The sequence below is a fragment of the Jatrophihabitans sp. GAS493 genome (genome assembly GCF_900230215.1).
Taxonomy (GTDB): domain Bacteria; phylum Actinomycetota; class Actinomycetes; order Mycobacteriales; family Jatrophihabitantaceae; genus MT45.
In genome coordinates this window covers 2,090,792-2,109,116 of sequence record NZ_LT907982.1, presented here as the reverse complement: position 1 = coordinate 2,109,116, position 18,325 = coordinate 2,090,792, and the positions used below count along the sequence as shown (strand labels likewise).

Sequence of the window (18,325 nt, the reverse complement as noted above, 5' to 3'; positions counted from 1 at the left end):
CCAGATCGACATTGTGAGTGAGCAGAGAGAGACCGCCGACCGGCGAAGCGGGCAGCGGCGATATCGGGACGTACTCGGATGGTTTGGCGCGCCGGTGCGCCAGCGGGCTGGTTCAGCCCGGATTCAGCGGCAGGTGCTGCGCTACCGCGACAGGGACGTAGCTGGCATCGGCGCGCTGAGCGCGCCGAGCGGTGACGGGTTCAGCGACACAGCGAGGCGCCCTGGCGGGCGTAGTCGAGCCAGCGACAACACGTGAGCATCACGTCGGTGGGCCGGGTCATGTCTAGCAGTCTGCTAGACAAGGTCTAGAAAGTCCAATGACGTTTCTGATCGTGACCGATCACATTCCCTGATCAATTCTCTAGTAGCCTGGTAGACATGCCCCGGACCCTGGACATCGCGCCGCTGCGCAGCTTCGTCGCCGTGGCCGACTGCGGCGGGTTCCAGCATGCGGCCCGCTCACTGCATCTCAGCCAGGCGGCGATCAGCCAGCACGTGCGCCGCCTCGAGGCCGCCGTCGGCCGTCCATTGGTGGCGCGACAGGGGCGCGGATCCCGCTTCACCGCCGACGGCGAACAGCTGCTGGTGCGGGCCCGACGCATCCTCACCCTGCACGACGAGAGCCTGCTCGCGTTCGGCGTGGAGACGGAGCAGACGATCGTGATCGGCTCGACCGAGCACGCCGCGGCCCAGTTACTTCCACACCTGGCTGCCACCCTGGAGCAGAGCCTGCCGGAGTATCGGGCGCGCTTCCGTATCGATCGGGGCACACAACTGCGGGACGGTCTCGCCGCCGGGCGGATCGACATGGCACTCCTTCTCGGAAGTACCGACGATCCCCGGGCCGTGCCGGTCGGAGAGTTGGAGCTGACCTGGTATGCCGCCCCCGACTGGCGGGCGCCGATCACCGGACCGATTCCGCTCGTCGCCTTCGACGACCCGTGCGCGCTGCGCACCCGCGCTCTCGAGACCCTGGCCGAGCATGCGATCGCGGCCGAGATCAGCGCCGAGGCGCCACAGCTGGCCGGCGTCCAGGCCGCGGTCGGAGCCCGGCAGGGGGTCGCCCTGATGGCGACTCTCGGGCAGCCGCCGGCCGGGTTGGCCGAGCACGACGACCTGCCGAAGCCACTGCCACTACCACTGGCTGTCTGGTCGCGGCCGGGGCTGGCCGCCGACGTCGTCCTTGCCACCACCGACGCGATCCGGCAACTGCTGGGTGGAGCTACGACACCGCCGCTGGCCCGGCCCCCGGCTACCGAAATCAACCACGAAATCACCCAAGTCGTTGGCATCGAGCCAACCGTCGAACTAGCCAGAGGTGCCTGATGCCCGCTCTTCACGTCCCCGCCGGATCGACCTCTGCGGAGTTCGTTCGCACGCCCAGCGGAGTGCTGCTCCCCGCTGACATCGATCCGTTTCACCGGCGGTTGCACCGCATCGCCCCGTCCGGGCTCATCGGCCAGACGACCCAGACCACCGGCATGAAGCGGCTGGAGGCGATCAGCGGAAAGACGGTGGGTGCCCAGAACCTCTGGATGGGACAGACACATGTCCCCGCCTCCACCAACTCCGGCAACCACCACCACGGCGCATCGGAGACCGCGATCTACATCGTCTCCGGCACTCCGGCGTTCGTCTTCGTCGATCTCGAGGGCGACGAACCGGTCGAGACCCGCATCCAGACAGGCCCCGGTGACTACATCTTCGTGCCGCCGTACATCCCCCATCGCGAGGAGAACCCGGACCCCGAGGTGGAAGCGATCGTGGTGATCGCCCGCACCACGCAGGACGCCATCGTGGTGAACCTGGACGCCCTCGACTGGGCCGAGGTCCGTACCGATGCCGAGGGCGCGTCCCTTTAGTCGGCGACCTTAAACCGGAGAGTGCCGGTCAGCGGCGACGAGAGCGCGGCGGGCTAGATCTTGGCGAGTATGTAGGTTGCCGCATCGGATGCGTTCAGGAAGTACGACAGGTGAGCCAGGATATTGATCTGGTTCGGGTTGCAGACCGGATCCCCGCTGGCGCACCACTCCTTGGTTACGCTGGCGTACGGCCCGGTGACCTTCTTCCCGATGGAACCCAACGGATTGCCGAACAGCACGACCGCGGCAACGTGGGACCGAGCCGATGCCGGGAGTACTGCGGTCGGCGGTCCGCCATTGATCGTGCCGGTCATGTCGATCCCAAACGCCTCATCGACGATCTGCGCGCCCTGGGAGTAGCCGGAGATGACGATCTTCTGGTTCGGGCAGGCGGCGATCGCCGCGGTCACGGCAGCCACCACCGCCACGTCTCCCTTCACCGGCGAGTCGGCGTCAGTCGTACCTGGGTAGTTCACTGCCTCCGAAGTGAAGACACCCGGCGCCTTGCTGGTCAACTGGTCGTTGATTCGGTCGCCGACGATGAACCCGAGCGTGCCGAACTCGCTGGTGCCCTTGGCCACGATGAATCTCGCCTTCGTGCAGGTCGCCGCCGCCGGAGCGGCACCGACAGCCTGGGAGCCGACTACCAGGGTGCTCACGATCAGCGCAGCCGCGCCGGCGACGGCGGCGATGGCCCGACGAGGGGTGGTTCTGGGCATGAGCTCTCCTTTTGGTTGGCACGCTGGTTGGTCGGCACGCTCGTTGATTGGGCACCGCTGGCAAAACTCTGGACGGTGCCTGACGCAGCCACGCTATGCGTGATAGCCAACAAAGGAATCGGCGTACCGCACCGACTTACGGTCGCTGACTGTGCGCCTGCACAGTGGCGACCGACGCTGCGCCCCGCTATTCGGTCAGCCGGCTGAGGGTGTTCGCGACGGCGCTGTGCTGACGCCAGGCGAGCCACAGCAGCGTCGATCCCTGCGGCGATTCGAGATCGATCCCGGTGACCGTGGCGATACGGCTCAGTCGATTGGTCAAGGTGTTTCGGTGCACCGGTAGGGCCAGCGCGGTGCGCGTCCGGTCGAAGTCGTTGCTGATCAGGGCGTCCAGCGTGCGGGCCATCTCCGAGTCCAGACGTCCGTACACGCGCGCGTGCAGGCGGGCGGCGACCTCGGGCGAGCGGTGCAACAGGATGTCGAGCAGGTAGTCGTCTGCGTCGACCTCGCCCCGGTCACCACGCCGAGCAGCGACCTCGACGAGCAGCCGCAGGTCCTCCAGCGATCGGGCGAGCTGAGCCGCCGTGACCAGATCGCCCTCGGCGAAGACGGTCGAAGCGTCGGTGGCCAAATCAGACCAGGGCACCCGGCACTGGGCCACGCCGCTGATCATGCGACCGCGGGCGACGGCCAGTACACCGAGATCTCGTAGACGCTGCGCAAGGCCGGTGTAGTAGCTCACCGGAAGGCCGGGCGACGCGAGCACGAAGGGCCGCGTCGGAGCGCTCACCTCGATACCGATTCGCTTGGCTAGCCGCTCGTCATCGAGGTCCAGCTCCTGGCTGGCGACGACACGATCGAAGAGGGCCTGCGCAGCCCGCTCCTGGGCCGAATATCCACCGGCGCGGGTTGCCTCGTCGTAGGCCGCGGTGAACGCCCGCGAGACCTGATCGACGAACTCGAAAAGCAGATCCGCCCCGGCCAGGAGCGCCTCCCGATCGGCGTCCTGGGTGGAGTTCAGCAGCGAATTCCAGGCGAAGCGAGCACCGCGCCGGTAGTTCGCGGGAACGGTGTCGATCGGGGTTCCGTTGGAGGCGGTGATCCGAGCCAGTTCGCGGAAGGCGTCAAGCTCGGCTTCGGTGGGCGGCACCCCCTCTACCGACCAGCGGACGACCAGACTGATGTTCCAGCGAACCCACCCCTTGAGTACTTCGTCGGGCGGGCGCATGGACGCGAACTCGGACTGATCGGCGAAACTCGCGAAGACACCGTCGACCATCTCGTCGAGGTTGGTCTGTTCGAGCACACGACGGAAGACGTTGCTCTCGCTCCTCGGCTCTACCATCAGCAGAGTATGAACTCCTGCTCGTGAAGTGCGCACATGACCAGCAGCCGGCCCGAGCGGATCAGGCCTCGGGCGCGGCGTCGACGACCTTGCGCATCAGGGCGAGAAGCTGCGCCTGCTCGGTGCGGCTCAACGCGGCCAGCAGACTCACCTGCGCCGCGGCGACGACCGGTTCGAGATCAGCCAGGCGGCGGATGCCGCGACGGGTCATCGTGATGACATTGCGGCGACGATCCTCGGCATCCGGGCTGCGTCGGACGTAGCCACCATCGGCCAGCTCGTTCAGCGCCGCCACGACGTCGCTGCGGTCCATCCCGGTCGCCCGACCGAGTTCCGCCTGGCTGGTCGGCCCCTGCTCTTCCAGCGCGGCCAGGAGGCGATAGTGGTAACCCCGCGATCCGGCGTCCGCGAAGCCGTCGGCCAGCAATCGGTGAGCGCGCAGGTAGAGCTGGCTGATCAACCAGGTCGGCTTCTGCTCCAGACGGTTAGGCATGGTCGAAGCATACGTCGATAATTCGTTGGCGTGTCCAACGGATGAGGTATATCGTTGGCCCCACCAACAATATTGGAGGAACGATGATCAGCTTCGGACCCGAACTGGTGGGGCGCACCGAGAAGACCTTGGGCGCGCTTCTACACCGCAACCTCGTCGACACCGGCCTGGACGAGCGGGAGTACGTGACGCTCAGAGTCGCGAGCACCCTTACCTCGACCGAGGATCTCAGCGACGCCGTATTCGCCCGCGCTCACTTCACCGAGGCCGCTGAGCTCGTCGCGACTCTCACCGAACGGGGATTGCTGAGCCACGGACGCCTCTCCCCCACCGGGTCGGCCCTGCTCGATCGAATTCTCTCCAGAGCGGCCGGCCAGTCGGCGGCGATCTGGAGCGGTCTCCCGGACGCCGACGTGGCGACCACAACCCGCGTACTCAACACCGTTCTGGCCCGGGCCGACGCGGTGCTCAGCGAGTAGGGACCGCTATCGGATGACCCGGTAGTCGACGAGCAGGTAGCCGCTGGGTGAAGTCTCGCTGCCGATCGATTCCAGGTTGACGGGTGGCACTCCGTCGAAGAGCCGTCGCCGATTGCCGGCGAGCGCCGGTGCGATGACGAGCCTGAGTTCGTCCACTACGCCGGCGGCGAGCAGGGCTTGGGTGACTGAGATGCTGGCGTGGATGCCGATGTCGCGGCCGGGCTGATCCCGTAGCGCCCGGACGAAGTCAATCAGGTCGCCGTCAACCACCACGCTGTTGTTCCAGTGCCGGGTGAGCGGGGTCGAGGTCGCGACGTATTTCACGACCCCGTTGATGAAGGTCGCAAAGGGCTCGACGTCGCTTCCCGGCCAGAAGTCGGCCCACTCGTCGTAGCTGCGCCGGCCGAGGATGACCGCATCCTGCGCCCCGATGACGGCGGCCAGGTTGGCGTCCATCGTCTCGTCCCATGACGTGAAGAACCGGTCCGGGGTCTCGGCGACCCCGTCGAGGGATAGCAGTTCGTAGGCGACAACCTTGCGCATCTCCAACACCTCCACCCTGAACCTAACGCACGGATGAGATCAGAGCGCGGGGCTCTTGTCCCCCGATCGGTGGACAGCAACGTCAACCGCCAGATGGCCCGATGGGTCGACAGGTGAGAGGCGACCCCGGCGGGAGAGTGGTTCTCGAAGGCGGGAAAGCCCGCAGCGACTAGAGAACGAGGATTACGAGATGAACGTCAACGTGAAGAGACTGGCCGTGCGGAGCGGAGCATTGACCGCGATCGCGGGAACGCTGCTGATGGTCGGCTGCGGGGTCAGCGAGGCGGCCACCCCGGCCGGGACGACCTCCGGCGGCGGGGTGCACGCGGTGCAGTCGACCCAGGGCTTCAACGTCTACAACTACAGCGCCGAGACCTACAAGTTCGACAAGGTCACCGGGTCGCTCCCGGCGCCGGACACGCACGATTTCATGCCCGGGCAGAAGCGAAACTTCGAGATGCCGGTGGAGGCGTTCAAGCACACCACGGGCGAGGCGTACTACACCGTCTACGGCCCCGACAACGGACCGCAGACCGGCACGATGACGATCAGCCTGAACAGCGATGACGCGTGGGACGTGGAGTTCTACAACATGGACGGCAGCCAGAACACCGCACTCACGGTGCCCGACAACCCGATGGGTACGACGATGCACCTGGAGGACGCACCCTGGAGCACCGCCGCGCAGCAGACATTCACGCCTGGCTCGTCGGACGAGCAGACCGTTCTGCAGCAGCTCTGCGAGAACGATTCGAGCGCCTGCACGTTCAAGGCCACCGGTGAGACGATCACTCGCTCCGCGGCCCGGTTGCTGGCCGAGGGGTACAACGGAGCGCCCTCCGGCGGGGGCGACTCGACGTTGACCGCCGACAACGGCTACACCGACACGACGACGGACGAGTGGGGCGGTTCGGTGAGCGCCGAGGCCAGCGTGCTCGGCATGGTGGACGTCCAAGTGCAGGCGACGTACAGCCACTCAGTCGAGAAGAGCACGGACTTCAGCACCAGTTGGAGCGTTCCGGTTCCGCCCGGGGAGACGGGCTACATCTGGGCGGAGATCCCGCAGTTCGAAGACACCGGGACATTCACCGTGCACCTCGGCAACGACAACTGGGTGCTGCCCGGCGTCACCTTCGACAACGCGGTCCCGAAGGGCGTGCTGATGTACAGCAACACGTTCGCCAGCGGCAACGTCCCCCAGCCGTTGGACCCCGGGGCTCACTGAGTGCCAACGCCTTAACGAGTAGAGCCGCCGACGGATCCCATCCGTCGGCGGCTCGTTCGTTTCTGATTTTGCAGGCCGAACTGCAGTTCCTGTTGTCCGTGCGCGGCGGTCCGGTCAGGCAGCCATCGCAGGGTGACTCCAGGCAAACGGCGTCAGCAGCTAGGTCGCAGCTGCCAACCGCATATCGCCGAATATGTGCGATCGCTCGTCCCGTCGCCTCAGGAGATATGTGCGGAGGGACGTCCTGGCGTCTCTCACCCCGACGACCTCCAGATATCCATGCGCAGCGACCGGCGCGCGGTCGCAGCTTGTCAACGCCGCCGCCTTCCACGTCGGCTGAAGCGTTCCTCTCCTGGGTATATGGCCCCGTGACCGGGGTAGACCGTGGGAGGATGCTCCGGTGGCTCGGCAGCGACTGGCGAGGAGGCATCACCTCGTTTCGAGGTTCTATCTGCGTTACTTCGCTGATGACAAGGAGCGGATCACCACTGTCATGCTTCCCGGCGATCGGGTCTTCACGCAGAGCGTGAGCCGGGCGTCGGTCGAGAATGACTTCTATACCGCTGTCGGACAGGACGGGCTGGAGACTGACGCCGCCGAGCGCGCTTTCAACGAGATCGAGGGGCCGGCGTCGCAGGTGTGGCGAGAGATCGCTGGCGGAGTGTGGCCGCTTATGTCAACCGAGCGCGGCGTCGTGGCCAGTTGGATCGCCCTGCACCTGATCCGGGGTTCCGGCACTCGAGCGATGATGAACGAGATCGGCACCGATCTGCTCAACCTCAACATTATTGTCGGTGGCACGGCCCGGCTACGCGAGACGTTGCGGGACATGGGCGAGCCCCATGACGACGAGTCAGTCGCTCGGGAATGGATATCCCTGTTCGAGGAGCCCCTGGCCGTTGAGGTCAACGCGAACCATCACCTGACTCAGATGGTTGAGATGCTGCCCAGGGTGACCGAGTCCCTGCTGGACCGTTGGTGGGTGCTGACGACGTTCGAGCGCAAGGGACTTGCGACCTGTGATCACCCGGTGCACGTAGTGCCGAACCAGCGGGACCTTGCCCTCGGAATCGGCACCGGGATCGAAACTGCCGATCAGATCCACGTCCCTCTGACTCGAAGGTTGTCTCTGGGGATGGCCTGGCGCGACGCGCTGCCCGCCGAACTCGCCGGGCAGACCGACGACATTCGTCAACCAGGCGTCGCTAAGGTTGCCCTGTTCAGTAACTCATGCACGGTCAACAACGCGAGGAGCGTGATCTTCCATCACCCCGACGACGATCCACTCAAGGGCCTTGAGTTGCACGCCCCGCGGACCCGCGAAGTCGGCGACGTCGACGGAGACCCGTGGCGATTCATGCCACCGGCCGATCGGCAAATACTGATCGATGCGGGTCTCATCCCGCCCCAGGTCGGGACACCACTCGACACGCCCCTCCCGTGAGCTGCGACGCTGTGCCAAGAGCTGCCTGTCCACCTCTGCCGTTCCGGACAGATCACCAAGACGCGCAAGCATCGCGGCCTGGGTGCGCTTGGCCACCGTCGAGAGCCGGACGAATTTTGACACACCGCTATTGGACTCGCACGTCGCGAAACCATGCCGGCTGTCGACCCAACGACCGTCGGGCCTAGTCGCACCGCGCAGAGGCCCTGTGTTAGCCCCTCGTACGGCAGTTGCTCCTACGCAAATGCACACTCGCCCGCCGTGCGGCATGATCGCGGGTTGGTTCGCTGTCCTCAGCAAGCGCCGTGTGACCTCGTTTGGGAGACTGGCGTCATGCGCCTGCACCGACCGCTCCGGTTTCGCGGCGAGGTCGTATGGCTGACGCCGGAGCAGGGCGGACGAAAGTCAGGTCCGCCGCCTACTCCGGCAGACCAGGACTACGCGGCTACGGCCTACGTCCCTCCTGCAACAGTTGAGGAGGGGCTCGCCTCGTTCGTGCTTCGCGTCGTCGACCGCTCCGCCTGGCGATCCGCCGCTGAAGGGGACTGGCTAGTTGTCCCCAGCGAAGGCGAGCAATGGGTTCAGCCGGGCAGCGTCGTCGTCGTAACTGAGGGCGCCCGGCCGGTTGCCTATTTCCACGTCCAGAACGTCGACGCCACGCATTAGTAGCGGCATCTCCGTGCATTCCGCTGCAGTTGCTCGGCGCGTGTGCGAGTCTTGGTGTAGAACGGCTTCATGATTGAGTGCCCCGTCTGCGGCGCGAGCAGTCTCGACTGTCCTCCGTATTAAATCTGGCCTCCGCCACCAGGGCTCAACATCAGCCCGCCGTACCAGGACTACTTGGGCAAGCCGTCCTACGCCGTGTGCACGACTTGCGGGTTCGAGTTCGGTTTCGATGACTGACCCCGGCGGCGACATGGTCGGCGACTCGTTCGAGACCTACCGGATCAGCTGGGAGGCCGAGGGCCGGCCGCCGCTCTAGGCACGGTAGTCGCCGATGTGGTGCAAGAATGCACTCTGGTGGCGGCAATTCCGGATGTTCAGACCTCAGGACGATTATCGTCGAGGATCTCAACACGGCCGCTCGCGGTGGAGAATTGGACGCTGCCTCGCCACCTCGGCAGCCGTCGCTGGAGGCCGCGGAGAATCTTGATCGCTTCCTCATCAGGGATGCCCGATGTGATTCGGAAGTCGAGGCCCGAGCCCACGACATCGCTGGCGAACACAATTTCGACTGCGAGCAGAACCTGTCGCCATTCCTGGATCGTGAGCGCGTCGCCAGCCTCGATCCGTCCCCACAGAGCCCATGCTTCGCGCGACAGGCTCTCCGCGCTTGTGAAGCCCATCGTGGTCGCTAGTTCATCCGTGGGCCGGGCCGGACCGCCCCAATCCAGTAGCGCGGCCCGGAGGAACCGTCGCTCGCGGTCATCGAGAACGACCTGCTCTGGCGATACGTCACTCATGGCCATCAGCTTGCCAGGTCCACTACTGCCGACTCGCGCTCATCGACATGACCGCGTGCCGAGCCGCAGATTCGTGCGCCAGCTACGGCCTCTTCGGTCCCTCAACTGCCCCGGGTGGTCGCTGGTATCCGCAAGTCACAACGTGGCCCGATTCCGTCGTCACCACGACTTCGTAGGGGTCCCCGCTGTTGACCCACGCCGATGCTCCTTCCTCGTACCAATGGGTCTGCTGCATGAATAGGTGACGACTTGAGCTGTGAACCAGACGGACCTCGAGCTGGGCCGCCGCCGGCAGTTCACGCCGGCACCCGAGCGATCGATCTGCGCAAGGTCACACACCTGCCCGCGTGCTCGCTAACGACGGCTGTGGTGCGTGAAACTTCGGCAATCCGAATGTCGAATTGCATAGGGTTTGCCGGGCGATTCTGACCGTCAGACCACGCGGGTCGGCGGTCTTAGAGGGCAGCGTCGAGTATGACTTCGGCGGCGGCGCGCGAGGAACTGGCGATGGAAGCGTCGTGGTCCACCCAAGCGGCGGTGATTCCGCCGTCGTAGATGACGTGGAGTTGCCGGGCCAGTTCGAGTGGGTCGGCGGCGCCGGCCTCGACGCACAGTGTGCTGAGAAGGTTGCGGACCCAGGCACGGAAGTTGTTGGCCGCAGTGGCTACCCGTCCACCGAGGGGGGCTTCGGCGAGGGCGGAGATGAAGGCGCAACCGCGGAAGCCGGGCTGGGCGAAAACTTGGGCTTGGACGTCGAATAGGGCGAGGATGCGTCGTCGCGGGTCCTTGTGTCGGTTTACTTCGGCCATGAGGCGTTCGGTGGTGCCGTCGTGGCGTGCCTGGAGGTAGGCGAGCACAAGTCCTTGCTTATTGCCGAACAGGTTGTACAGGGAAGCCTTAGCGACACCCGCCCGTTCGAGGACCCGTTCAACGCCGACCGATTGGACGCCTTCGGCGTAGAAAAGCTCGTCGGCCGCAGCGAGCAGACGTTCGCGGGCGGACACGCCGGAAACGTCGCTAGGGTGATCGACATCATTCGCCGTCGTAGTGGAGGTCTTCGTCATGGGTTCACCATAACGATCGGTCTAGCGAACCTCAAGGTGATGTGTCAGGTCGGTAGACCACTTTTCTAGACAACGCTACGCGGAATGCCGGGCAGTTAGGAGATTCTCTGCGTCTGCGTCGTGGGTCGCGACGCGGTTAGACCGTTGTTCACCGGTAGAACGAGCGGTACAGTCGCGACAGCTCGAGAGGAGCAGGGATGACGGATCGACAAGACGCACCACTGACAGTTGCGGTGGTGACAGGCGCGACCTCAGGGATAGGCAAGGCGGCAGCGCTGCGGTTGGCCGCAGACGGTTTCGCGGTGGTAGTGCATGGCCGTGACGCCAGGCGGGGGGCCGAGGTGGTCGCGGCGATCGCGGACGGTGGCGGGCAGGCGCGGTTCGTCGCCGCCGACCTGACTGACGCGAGCGAGATCGCCGGATTCGTCGAGCAGCTCGGTGATGTTGATGTGCTGGTGAACAACGCGGGCATCGCGTGGTTCGGCCCGACCTCGGATCTCGACGTGGCGACCTATGACGGGCTTTTCGATGCGAACGTCCGCTCGGCGTACTTCGTCGTCGCCGCTCTCGCCCCGAAGATGGTCACCCGGGGCAGCGGCAGCATCATCAACCTCGGCAGCATGGCCGGTCAGATCGGCATGGCCGGCGGCGCCGCCTACAGCGCGACCAAGGCGGCGTTGGCATCATTCACGCGGTCGTGGTCCGCTGAGTACAGCCCGTCAGGAGTCCGGGTCAACACGGTGTCGCCAGGCCCGGTCTATACCGCGGTGCAGCCGGCGGAGCAGACCGCGGCGATCGGTGCGACGACCATTTTCGGACGGGCGGCGCAGGCGGATGAGATCGCGGAGGTCATTGCGTTCCTGGCCTCGTCCAGGTCGAGTTACGTCACCGGCGCTATTTACGCGGTCGACGGTGGGCGGACGGCGATCTGACGATGTCCTCGACTGATCCGTTCTCGCTGGCCGGGCAGCGCGCGTTGGTTACCGGCGCGACCAGCGGAATCGGTCACGCCACCGCGGTCGAACTCTCCCGCCTGGGTGCCGCGGTCATCATTCATGGTCGCGACGCCGACCGAGGTAACGCCGTCGTTGCCGAACTCGTCGCGGCGGGCGGCGCCGCCGAGTTCGTCGCCGCCGACCTGACCGAACCCGACGGGGTGAGCGTGCTACTCGAGCAGGTCGGTGACGTCGACATCCTGGTCAACAACGCCGGATTCTCGTGGTGGGGCCCGAGCGACGAACTCGCCGCCCAGGGTGTCGATGATCTGTTCGCGGCCAACGTCCGGGCGCCGTATCTGCTCACCGCGGCCCTCGCTGTCGGGATGGCCGAGCGCGGCAGCGGCGCGGTCGTCAACGTGTCGAGCATGGCGGCGATCGTCGGCCTGCCACGCGGCGCGGCCTACAGCGCCACCAAGGCGGCCGTCGCCGGGTTGACGCGGTCGTGGGCGACTGAATACGGCCCGCGGGGCGTGCGGGTCAACGCGGTGTCACCCGGACCGGTGTACACCGGTAGCCGCGCCGGAACCGAACGCATCACGGCGCTCGGGCAGACCACGATCCTCGGCCGAGCGGCCCAGCCGGAAGAGATCGCGCGGGTCATCGGGTTCCTGGCCTCGCCGGCCGCCAGCTACATCACCGGCGCGACGATCGCCGTCGACGGCGGCCGCACCGCGATCTGACCACAATCGAGAGGACCCGAACCATAATGACGATCAGCATCTACGCGACGAGTTTCGACGCCGCCGACGCGGCGACGTTGGCGGCATTCTGGGCCGCGGCGCTCGGACGTGACATGAATCCTGGAGCGACTCCGGAGTCGGCCTCGCTCCCCGCAACGGACGTCGACCAGCCGATCCTGTTCCACGGCGTGCCCGAGGCCAAGACGGTGAAGAACCGGCTTCATCTCGACCTGATCACCAAAGACTTCGACATCGACCTGGCGCGCCTGTTGAGCCTGGGCGCCACAAAATTGGCCAGCTTCCCGGCCTGGACCACCCTCGCCGACCCCGAGGGGAACGAGTTCGACCTGATCCGCGGCTGACCCGCGCGAGACCACGACCAGCCCGCGTACGAGGAGTACCCGATGAGCAGCACCGAGCATTCCGAGTACCGCCCCAGTGCCAGTGAACGAGCCCGTGATCAGGTGGCCCGATACGAGGCCAGCGATGGCACCGACGGCGGCGACTTGGACGGGCGGCCCGTCATCATCCTGACGACCCGTGGCGCCACCAGCGCCGCCCTGCGCAAGACCCCGATCATGCGCGTCGTCGACGGCGACAGTTACATCGCCGTCGCCTCGTACGCGGGGAACCCCAGCAACCCGGCCTGGTACCACAACCTCATCACCTACCCCGACGCTGAAATCCGCGACGGCGCTCGCCGGATACCGGTGCACGCTCGCGAGGTTTCCGGTGACGAGAAGGTTCGACTATGGACGATCGCCGACGCCGGCAACCCGGCCTATGCCCGCTACCGTGCCGCCGCCGGGCGCGAGATCCCCGTACTGCTCCTCGAACCGAAGCCCCCGGCCGGTCGCATCGCTTAGCGGATCACGCATCTGAAGCGCATCGGCAGCGCCCATCCACGGTAGATCTGTGCGTCCGGCGACGACCGAACGATCCATAAGAGTGCGATGCCGACGCCTAAGCCATCGAACCTAACGACGGCTAGGCATGTGCCTCAAGAGGCGAAGGCTGCTGGTGCGTCGGCGGGCATGTGGGGCTGGCGACAGGGGTGTCAGTCGGGTGAGATGACCTTGAGCGCTGGCAGCAGGTGCAGGTATCTGGGTCGGTCACGGGTCAACAATGTTCGTCCGCGTGTCGCGGCATGCGCGGCGATGTAGAAGTCGGGCAGCGGTGAGCGACGCGCGCCGCCGCCACGGCGGTACTGGAGGAAGCAGCGCCCGGCGAGGAACGCGGCTTCCCAGGGCAAGTCTTCGCGCTCGATGGTGTCGGGCAGGGCCATATCCAGGTCCTCGATACGGTCGAAGCCCACGGAGAGTTCAGCGAAAATCAACGGGTTGATTGCGACAGGGCCGGCGTCGAACGCTTGCGCGAGGTGCGCAGCTGACCAGTCGCCCCATTGCGGGTCGTCGGTGAACACATCGAGCAGGACGTTGGAGTCCACCAGGGTCCCGAACGCCATGGCTCAGTCTTCTCCTCGCGTCAGAGCCATGATCTCGTCGGTCGTCATCGACAGGCGGCGCCCACGCATCCGGTTGACCAGAGCCGCCCCGCCGCCCTCGGCGCGGCGGACCACTCGGACGACTTCGTCGTCAACGACGAAGTCGACCTCGCTACCGGGTTCGACGCCCAGACGTCGCCGGATGTCGAGGGGGATGGTTACCTGTCCCTTACTGGTCACTCGCATGAGTACACCTTACCAGAAGTAATACTCAACGGTATTACTTCTGTAGCGGAACCATCCTGACTGGGTGCAGCCGCAACTCCTCGACGTGAACGCGCTTGTGGTCACGGCCCCCCCCCGGCAAGCTTGCCTTCCAAAGTGCACGGGTCGTCATCGACATCTCCAGCAAGTCCCTGCACTACACGTATCGATATGCGCCGGTCGCCGTGCCTGCCCCTGCCGCACGTAACGACGGCTCGCGGGTGCGCTTGTAGGGGTCTAGCGAGGGGCGGTGGGCTGGTTTCGATGGTGTCGACCGGGCGATTTTCGTGGGTCAGGGTGTTGATTTGGCCGCTAACCAGGCGAGTGCGCGTTGGGTTGCCGGTAGGTGCTTGGTGGGCACAGTGTGCAGGCGTGCGGTGATGACGTCGGCGTTCACGAGTCCCGCATCTAGTAGTGCGGCGACGAAGTTTTGGTCTTTCTCGCGGAAGGCGCAGAGCTTGGCTGTGCAGCAGTCTTCTTTGTCCAGGCACCACCCGGTGAAGCGCGGCTGGCCTGCGGGTGCGGCGGTGTTGGCGTTCTGCACTCGCACCAACCGCTCGCGCCACCCTTCGGGCAGGACTGCAGTGTCGAGGTCGACGCCGTCGATGCTGAATCCGTGAAGTTGCTCGAACGTGGAGAATTCACCGGCTACTCCTTCGATGAGGTCGGCAAGTCGCCCCGTTTCGGCGTTGGTGTCGGCGATCGGCAGGATGTCGACCTCGATCGACATCGTCGCTTCGGCGGGTAGCTGCTCCTCGGTGTAGGTGCCGAGGATCGACTGCGAGCCGACGACGATCACCTCGGACCTGTCGATGATCTGGCAGGCGGCTCGGATCGCGTGTTCGAGTTGGTCGCGGCGCATCAGCCGGCCAGTCCTAACACTTCGGAGCGTTCCTCCTGCGACATGAGGCCGCTCATCGGTGAGACTTCCCGCATCTGCACAGAGTCGGTCTCGACACCGGTCAATACGTGACGCAGGCCTGGGACGTCATGGTCGTCGATGAGTTGCTGCCAGCGGTCGAGGTTACGCAGATGAGGCTGCCCCTGCACGCCGTCGCGCAACCGGTTCAGGTTCTGCTGAATCCTCGGCAGCCACTGTTGCAGCGTCTGTGGGCTCAACTGGGAGGACAGGCGCCGGTGCAGCTGCCAGGAGCGCTCCGCGGAGCGGTTCAACTCCCGCCTTACCGGTCGACGGATGACCTCGAGTCGGTACCCCAGACACGACAGCAGACGCTGGAGCATGTCGTCACTCATCTCTACCCGACCCGAGAGGAACTGGCTGATGCTCGGCTGATGGACCCCGCTCAGGCGCGACAACTCAGACTGGGTGGTGCTGGTCTCCAGCATCACCTCACTCAAAACACGGCTGCGGTCCGACACCACGCCAATATAGCATTGGATGCTATGCCCACTGGGAGCCGAGCGGTGCAGTACGTGACGGCACCGCCCGGCAGGAGATTGCTACCTGGCGGCTCCGGCGAGGTAGGCGGCGACGATATAGGTGGCGTGTCGGTCTAGTGAGACGCGGGCACGGTCATAGCGCATGGTGGTTCTGGGGTCGGCGTGGGAGGCGGCTTCTTGCACGTCGCGTAATGGGACTCCGGCGTCTAGGGCTGCGGTGATGAACGCGTGCCTGAGGGTGTGGGGTCCGATCGGTTTGTTCACCCCGGAGCGGCGGGCGACTCGGCGCACGATCCGGCTGGCGCAGTTGCGGTCCATCCGTTGCCCGTCGGGGCGCAGGAAGATCGGGCCGTCTGGGCGTTCCCCGACGGCGAGGTCGACCGCGCGGGCGGTGCGGGGTGCGAGAGGGATGGTGACGATCTTCCCGCCTTTACGCAGGATCGTCAGTGTCCGATGCCCCCGCTCGATACCCAAGCTGTCGATGTCGGCGCCGAGGGCTTCAGAGATCCGCAGTCCGTTGATCGCGAGCAGCGACATCAACGCGTGCTCCTGTGCGGGGCCGAGGCCGGCAGCGACGAGTAGCGCGCCGACTTCGTTGCGGTCCAACCCGATCGCATGCGACTCATAGTCCAAACGGGGTCGGCGGACGTGGACTGCGGGTGAGTGGTCGAGGAGGTCTTCTTCGACGGCGTAGCGGTAGAACCCCGATACCGTGCACAACCGGCGCGAGATCGTCGCCCGCGCCCGTCCGCGGGATTCCATGTCGCGTCCGAAGCATTCAATGTCCGAGCGGCGGGCTGCGAATAGGTGCAGCCCGTGCTGCTGACACCACGACACGTACTGCCGCAGATCTAACGCGTAGGCATCGCGGGCCAGACCGCTATACCCGGCCAGGAAACCAGCCAACGCCAAACGCTCGGCGTCGGTGAACAACGGCTCGACTTTCACGCCGACTTCGGTCGCGGGGCTGAGGGTGTCAATAACGGACCTCCAAAAGGGTTCAGGCCAAAGCCCGGCGCCCACACAAGACATCATCGGAGCGTCGCAGCTCCAACAATCGGATGAAGAACCCAGCGTATGACCGTCCGTCCGGCCAATCCACCACAACCACATAAACACTCATCTGCACTGCCAGCGAGGCGTACGAGCCGTCGTCAGCGCCGCGCCGAACGACGGCTACCGCGGCCGTTCGAAGTTGGGCAGACGTGTCGCGCGTGTCGATGCGCCAGTGCCGTCCGCGCCAGTGTTGTGCTGGCCTGCACGCCCCGCTGGGCCCTTGATGCCGGTCGGGTCGGGCACGGGTGTGTTCGTGCCCGCTGGTGCTTCGAGCGCGCGACGCGGCGGTTTGTCTGATCCCGGCGCTGGGACATGGTCCAGGAACGTTGCCCGTGCTTATGGCTGGAATACTTCGTTCCATGATTGCCGGTATGCGGGTGCAGGTGCGGCGTCGCTGGCGCCCTGCACCGGGTTGGCCCCCGCCGCCCCCAGGTTGGTCGCCGCCTCCATATTGGTCACCGTGCTCGACGTGGCCGGAGCCGCCCGCGCAGTGGACCGGGTGGCGGGCACCGCGCGGCAAGCTGATCGCTGGTGCGGTGCTGGCTATCCTCGCCGCGATATTTGTGTTCGGGGTGCGCAAGGACGCCGCGGAGCAACACACAGTGGATACCTTGACCGCTCGCGGTGTCACAACGTTGGCCATCGTCTTGTCATCTAGCTATGACGAGGGTGGCGGGGATCCTGGTGGGTGGACGAGCGATCAGATCTCATTCAGGACCGCCGCCGGCCAAACGATGACGGGCAGCGTCGGACACCACTACGACGACACCCCCGAACGTACAAGTGGCCACTTGCCGGTCATCTACGACCCGAACGAGCCGGAAACGGTGATGAGCGTCGCCGACCATCAAGACCCAGTGTCGACAGGTGGTGTCGGGATCGGCCTAGGGTTCGTGACGCTGTCCGCTGTGGCCGCCGCCATCTTGCTCTTATCTACGCTGAAGATCACAACGACCAAGCAGCCATGAACCAAACCCGTGAGTCGACCAAGCCCGCCTCCATCAAACCCGGGGCGATTCGCTGAGCGTCTGTTTCATTCGCGCGCTGTGGATCCGCTGCGAAGTTGGGTGCTCGTTCAGTTGAACGCGCGGAGATATCGTGACGTCACGAGGTCTTGGACGCGGTGTCCGAAGGGGCCGGCGATTTTGGTCAGCGTGGTGGCTGGGCGTGAGAACGCAGTGACGGTGAAGCGCAGCGCGTGCTCGGGCGTTTGTTCAAGCACGAACGATTCCTCACCTGACTCGGGATGTCCTGGCAACGTGCCATAAGCGAAACCGCGTCGTCCAGGTTCGTCGATGACGTAGACGACGCGGCACGGGGCAACGATGCTCAGGCGCCGGAATCCGATGCGCAGGTCAGCGACGGCGTCCAGCGCGACCCGGCCCGAGGCAGTGACGTTCAGTCCGGCGCGTCTGTGCACTAGCCAGCCGAACAGTTCATGGGTCGCCAAATCGAATCCGGTAGAGCTGGGCACAGGCACTGATCTCCGAAATGCTCTATACCCGTGCGGCAATTCCCCGTGCCGTGTTCGGCCAACTTCGGGGTACGTCAGGGAAGCTGAACGGAGCTCTGCAATGCGCGCCTCGTGCATCGGCTCTGGTTCCACAATCAGATGATCGCGCACTTCACCCGCTTGTGCAGCGGCGGCCTCCTCAGCTACCACCACGCGGCCGTGCGGCCGACACGGTAGACCTGCATGTCCTCGACGATCGAGTTCTGAAATCCGCGTCGGCGGCGGCTATTCGATCCCTAATCGAGATTGCAGGTGACTGGACGTACGCCTTACGACTCGTCTTAGCGAACGTCGGCGACCGGCTCGATAGCTCGGCGCACGATCGTGAGACA

Annotated in this window: 24 protein-coding genes; 11 read left to right on the top strand and 13 right to left on the bottom strand. The window is 65.6% G+C overall.

Going from position 1 to position 18,325, the window contains the following annotated elements:
• Nucleotides 1-378: 378 nt before the first annotated feature.
• Entirely contained in the window at nucleotides 379-1,326 is a 948-nt protein-coding gene (locus CPH63_RS09705; protein ID WP_096302774.1) for a LysR family transcriptional regulator, read from the top strand.
• Nucleotides 1,326-1,862, top strand: a complete 537-nt coding sequence (locus CPH63_RS09700; protein WP_096302772.1) for a cupin domain-containing protein — start codon at nucleotides 1,326-1,328, stop codon at nucleotides 1,860-1,862. The genes CPH63_RS09705 and CPH63_RS09700 overlap by 1 nt, the downstream gene beginning before the upstream one ends.
• A 53-nt stretch (nucleotides 1,863-1,915) precedes the next feature.
• Here the strand turns inward: CPH63_RS09700 and CPH63_RS09695 are convergent, their stop codons facing one another.
• The 3 genes from CPH63_RS09695 to CPH63_RS09685 form a co-directional block, all read right to left on the bottom strand.
• A complete protein-coding gene (locus tag CPH63_RS09695) occupies nucleotides 1,916-2,581 on the bottom strand; it encodes a cutinase family protein (RefSeq protein ID WP_096302770.1) in 666 nt (221 codons plus the stop codon).
• Nucleotides 2,582-2,768: 187 nt separating this feature from the next.
• Nucleotides 2,769-3,926 (bottom strand): CdaR family transcriptional regulator, encoded by a 1,158-nt coding sequence (locus CPH63_RS09690; RefSeq protein ID WP_096302768.1) that lies wholly within the window; start codon nucleotides 3,924-3,926, stop codon nucleotides 2,769-2,771.
• A 61-nt stretch (nucleotides 3,927-3,987) separates the two neighbouring features.
• On the bottom strand, nucleotides 3,988-4,419 hold the full coding sequence (locus CPH63_RS09685; RefSeq protein ID WP_096302766.1) for a MarR family winged helix-turn-helix transcriptional regulator: 432 nt from the start codon (nucleotides 4,417-4,419) through the stop codon (nucleotides 3,988-3,990).
• Nucleotides 4,420-4,502: 83 nt separating this feature from the next.
• Between CPH63_RS09685 and CPH63_RS09680 the strand changes: the two genes are divergently transcribed.
• Nucleotides 4,503-4,898, top strand: coding sequence for a hypothetical protein (locus CPH63_RS09680; RefSeq protein WP_096302764.1), 396 nt, complete (start codon nucleotides 4,503-4,505; stop codon nucleotides 4,896-4,898).
• 6 nt (nucleotides 4,899-4,904) lie between these two features.
• Here the strand turns inward: CPH63_RS09680 and CPH63_RS09675 are convergent, their stop codons facing one another.
• Nucleotides 4,905-5,441, bottom strand: a complete 537-nt coding sequence (locus CPH63_RS09675) for a dihydrofolate reductase family protein (protein WP_096305052.1) — start codon at nucleotides 5,439-5,441, stop codon at nucleotides 4,905-4,907.
• 190 nt (nucleotides 5,442-5,631) lie between these two features.
• On the opposite strand from CPH63_RS09675, the gene CPH63_RS09670 reads away from it, so the two are divergent.
• From CPH63_RS09670 to CPH63_RS22205, 3 genes are all read left to right on the top strand, one after another.
• A complete protein-coding gene (locus tag CPH63_RS09670; protein WP_096302762.1) occupies nucleotides 5,632-6,666 on the top strand; it encodes a hypothetical protein in 1,035 nt (344 codons plus the stop codon).
• A gap of 400 nt (nucleotides 6,667-7,066) precedes the next feature.
• On the top strand, nucleotides 7,067-8,110 hold the full coding sequence (locus CPH63_RS09665; protein ID WP_157749425.1) for a DUF4238 domain-containing protein: 1,044 nt from the start codon (nucleotides 7,067-7,069) through the stop codon (nucleotides 8,108-8,110).
• A 333-nt stretch (nucleotides 8,111-8,443) separates the two neighbouring features.
• Nucleotides 8,444-8,776 carry a hypothetical protein gene (locus CPH63_RS22205; RefSeq protein WP_157749424.1) on the top strand — a complete coding sequence of 111 codons (333 nt, stop codon included), beginning with the start codon at nucleotides 8,444-8,446 and terminating at the stop codon, nucleotides 8,774-8,776.
• A gap of 374 nt (nucleotides 8,777-9,150) precedes the next feature.
• On the opposite strand, the gene CPH63_RS09660 is transcribed toward CPH63_RS22205, so the two are convergent.
• Complete coding sequence (locus tag CPH63_RS09660; RefSeq protein WP_206745673.1) at nucleotides 9,151-9,579, bottom strand: hypothetical protein; 429 nt, start codon at nucleotides 9,577-9,579, stop codon at nucleotides 9,151-9,153.
• A 449-nt stretch (nucleotides 9,580-10,028) separates the two neighbouring features.
• Nucleotides 10,029-10,637: a TetR/AcrR family transcriptional regulator gene (locus tag CPH63_RS09655; protein WP_172892190.1), complete on the bottom strand. Its 609-nt coding sequence runs from the start codon at nucleotides 10,635-10,637 to the stop codon at nucleotides 10,029-10,031.
• A gap of 197 nt (nucleotides 10,638-10,834) precedes the next feature.
• Here CPH63_RS09655 and CPH63_RS09650 point away from each other — a divergent pair, with 197 nt between their 5' ends.
• The 4 genes from CPH63_RS09650 to CPH63_RS09635 are packed head-to-tail and all read left to right on the top strand — an operon-like array spanning nucleotide 10,835 to nucleotide 13,181.
• Nucleotides 10,835-11,569, top strand: coding sequence for an SDR family NAD(P)-dependent oxidoreductase (locus CPH63_RS09650; RefSeq protein ID WP_096302758.1), 735 nt, complete (start codon nucleotides 10,835-10,837; stop codon nucleotides 11,567-11,569).
• A 2-nt stretch (nucleotides 11,570-11,571) separates the two neighbouring features.
• Nucleotides 11,572-12,315: an SDR family NAD(P)-dependent oxidoreductase gene (locus tag CPH63_RS09645; protein ID WP_096302756.1), complete on the top strand. Its 744-nt coding sequence runs from the start codon at nucleotides 11,572-11,574 to the stop codon at nucleotides 12,313-12,315.
• A 26-nt stretch (nucleotides 12,316-12,341) separates the two neighbouring features.
• Nucleotides 12,342-12,677 carry a VOC family protein gene (locus CPH63_RS09640; RefSeq protein ID WP_096302754.1) on the top strand — a complete coding sequence of 112 codons (336 nt, stop codon included), beginning with the start codon at nucleotides 12,342-12,344 and terminating at the stop codon, nucleotides 12,675-12,677.
• A gap of 42 nt (nucleotides 12,678-12,719) precedes the next feature.
• Complete coding sequence (locus CPH63_RS09635) at nucleotides 12,720-13,181, top strand: nitroreductase/quinone reductase family protein (protein WP_096302752.1); 462 nt, start codon at nucleotides 12,720-12,722, stop codon at nucleotides 13,179-13,181.
• 191 nt (nucleotides 13,182-13,372) lie between these two features.
• Here the strand turns inward: CPH63_RS09635 and CPH63_RS09630 are convergent, their stop codons facing one another.
• The 6 genes from CPH63_RS09630 to CPH63_RS22200 form a co-directional block, all read right to left on the bottom strand.
• Entirely contained in the window at nucleotides 13,373-13,780 is a 408-nt protein-coding gene (locus tag CPH63_RS09630; protein WP_096302750.1) for a type II toxin-antitoxin system VapC family toxin, read from the bottom strand.
• A 3-nt stretch (nucleotides 13,781-13,783) separates the two neighbouring features.
• Nucleotides 13,784-14,005, bottom strand: a complete 222-nt coding sequence (locus CPH63_RS09625; protein WP_096302748.1) for an AbrB/MazE/SpoVT family DNA-binding domain-containing protein — start codon at nucleotides 14,003-14,005, stop codon at nucleotides 13,784-13,786.
• A 310-nt stretch (nucleotides 14,006-14,315) separates the two neighbouring features.
• Nucleotides 14,316-14,885 (bottom strand): DUF6036 family nucleotidyltransferase, encoded by a 570-nt coding sequence (locus tag CPH63_RS09620; RefSeq protein WP_096302746.1) that lies wholly within the window; start codon nucleotides 14,883-14,885, stop codon nucleotides 14,316-14,318.
• A complete protein-coding gene (locus tag CPH63_RS09615; protein WP_197704648.1) occupies nucleotides 14,885-15,403 on the bottom strand; it encodes a helix-turn-helix transcriptional regulator in 519 nt (172 codons plus the stop codon). The genes CPH63_RS09620 and CPH63_RS09615 overlap by 1 nt, the downstream gene beginning before the upstream one ends.
• A gap of 81 nt (nucleotides 15,404-15,484) precedes the next feature.
• Nucleotides 15,485-16,372 (bottom strand): tyrosine-type recombinase/integrase, encoded by an 888-nt coding sequence (locus CPH63_RS09610; RefSeq protein WP_197704647.1) that lies wholly within the window; start codon nucleotides 16,370-16,372, stop codon nucleotides 15,485-15,487.
• A gap of 444 nt (nucleotides 16,373-16,816) precedes the next feature.
• Entirely contained in the window at nucleotides 16,817-16,990 is a 174-nt protein-coding gene (locus CPH63_RS22200) for a hypothetical protein (RefSeq protein ID WP_157749423.1), read from the bottom strand.
• Between the two features lie 26 nt (nucleotides 16,991-17,016).
• Here CPH63_RS22200 and CPH63_RS09605 point away from each other — a divergent pair, with 26 nt between their 5' ends.
• Nucleotides 17,017-17,448, top strand: coding sequence for a DUF3592 domain-containing protein (locus CPH63_RS09605; protein ID WP_096302744.1), 432 nt, complete (start codon nucleotides 17,017-17,019; stop codon nucleotides 17,446-17,448).
• Between the two features lie 107 nt (nucleotides 17,449-17,555).
• Here the strand turns inward: CPH63_RS09605 and CPH63_RS09600 are convergent, their stop codons facing one another.
• On the bottom strand, nucleotides 17,556-18,071 hold the full coding sequence (locus tag CPH63_RS09600) for a DUF1990 family protein (protein WP_096302742.1): 516 nt from the start codon (nucleotides 18,069-18,071) through the stop codon (nucleotides 17,556-17,558).
• Nucleotides 18,072-18,325: the final 254 nt, after the last annotated feature.

Excerpts from the sequence above, each read along its gene's own strand:
- CPH63_RS09600 (WP_096302742.1), bottom strand. The coding sequence starts at position 18,071 with ATGCACGAGGCGCGCATTGCAGAGCTCCGTTCAGCTTCCCTGACGTAC.
- CPH63_RS09625 (WP_096302748.1), bottom strand. The coding sequence starts at position 14,005 with ATGCGAGTGACCAGTAAGGGACAGGTAACCATCCCCCTCGACATCCGG.
- CPH63_RS09705 (WP_096302774.1), top strand. The coding sequence starts at position 379 with ATGCCCCGGACCCTGGACATCGCGCCGCTGCGCAGCTTCGTCGCCGTG.
- CPH63_RS09630 (WP_096302750.1), bottom strand. The coding sequence starts at position 13,780 with ATGGCGTTCGGGACCCTGGTGGACTCCAACGTCCTGCTCGATGTGTTC.
- CPH63_RS09680 (WP_096302764.1), top strand. The coding sequence starts at position 4,503 with ATGATCAGCTTCGGACCCGAACTGGTGGGGCGCACCGAGAAGACCTTG.
- CPH63_RS09650 (WP_096302758.1), top strand. The coding sequence starts at position 10,835 with ATGACGGATCGACAAGACGCACCACTGACAGTTGCGGTGGTGACAGGC.
- CPH63_RS09700 (WP_096302772.1), top strand. The coding sequence starts at position 1,326 with ATGCCCGCTCTTCACGTCCCCGCCGGATCGACCTCTGCGGAGTTCGTT.
- CPH63_RS09645 (WP_096302756.1), top strand. The coding sequence starts at position 11,572 with ATGTCCTCGACTGATCCGTTCTCGCTGGCCGGGCAGCGCGCGTTGGTT.
- CPH63_RS09670 (WP_096302762.1), top strand. The coding sequence starts at position 5,632 with ATGAACGTCAACGTGAAGAGACTGGCCGTGCGGAGCGGAGCATTGACC.
- CPH63_RS09675 (WP_096305052.1), bottom strand. The coding sequence starts at position 5,441 with ATGCGCAAGGTTGTCGCCTACGAACTGCTATCCCTCGACGGGGTCGCC.
- CPH63_RS09620 (WP_096302746.1), bottom strand. The coding sequence starts at position 14,885 with ATGCGCCGCGACCAACTCGAACACGCGATCCGAGCCGCCTGCCAGATC.
- CPH63_RS09685 (WP_096302766.1), bottom strand. The coding sequence starts at position 4,419 with ATGCCTAACCGTCTGGAGCAGAAGCCGACCTGGTTGATCAGCCAGCTC.
- CPH63_RS09660 (WP_206745673.1), bottom strand. The coding sequence starts at position 9,579 with ATGGCCATGAGTGACGTATCGCCAGAGCAGGTCGTTCTCGATGACCGC.
- CPH63_RS09635 (WP_096302752.1), top strand. The coding sequence starts at position 12,720 with ATGAGCAGCACCGAGCATTCCGAGTACCGCCCCAGTGCCAGTGAACGA.
- CPH63_RS09695 (WP_096302770.1), bottom strand. The coding sequence starts at position 2,581 with ATGCCCAGAACCACCCCTCGTCGGGCCATCGCCGCCGTCGCCGGCGCG.
- CPH63_RS09690 (WP_096302768.1), bottom strand. The coding sequence starts at position 3,926 with ATGGTAGAGCCGAGGAGCGAGAGCAACGTCTTCCGTCGTGTGCTCGAA.
- CPH63_RS09640 (WP_096302754.1), top strand. The coding sequence starts at position 12,342 with ATGACGATCAGCATCTACGCGACGAGTTTCGACGCCGCCGACGCGGCG.
- CPH63_RS22205 (WP_157749424.1), top strand. The coding sequence starts at position 8,444 with ATGCGCCTGCACCGACCGCTCCGGTTTCGCGGCGAGGTCGTATGGCTG.
- CPH63_RS09655 (WP_172892190.1), bottom strand. The coding sequence starts at position 10,637 with ATGACGAAGACCTCCACTACGACGGCGAATGATGTCGATCACCCTAGC.